This window comes from Pseudoalteromonas sp. P1-8 (assembly GCF_001399985.1).
Taxonomy (GTDB): Bacteria; Pseudomonadota; Gammaproteobacteria; order Enterobacterales; family Alteromonadaceae; genus Pseudoalteromonas.
Genome location: NZ_LJSO01000029.1, coordinates 1 through 207, shown reverse-complemented (window position 1 = coordinate 207; position 207 = coordinate 1). Strand labels below are relative to the sequence as shown.

Below are 207 nucleotides of genomic sequence, written 5' to 3'. Positions count from 1 at the left end.
AGAATGGTGGGTCATGATGGACTTGAACCATCGACCAATGGATTAAAAGTCCACTGCTCTACCAACTGAGCTAATGACCCGCTCTGGATATTTAGATGCGTAAATCCGCCGATATGAGAGCATTCGAAAAGAATGGTGGGTCATGATGGACTCGAACCATCGACCAATGGATTAAAAGTCCACTGCTCTACCAACTGAGCTAATGAC

The 207-nt window shown here is 45.4% G+C and carries 1 tRNA gene; it reads right to left on the bottom strand.

What is annotated here, in order from left to right:
* Positions 1-4: 4 nt before the first annotated feature.
* A tRNA-Lys gene (locus AN213_RS19990) sits at positions 5-80 on the bottom strand.
* Positions 81-207: the final 127 nt, after the last annotated feature.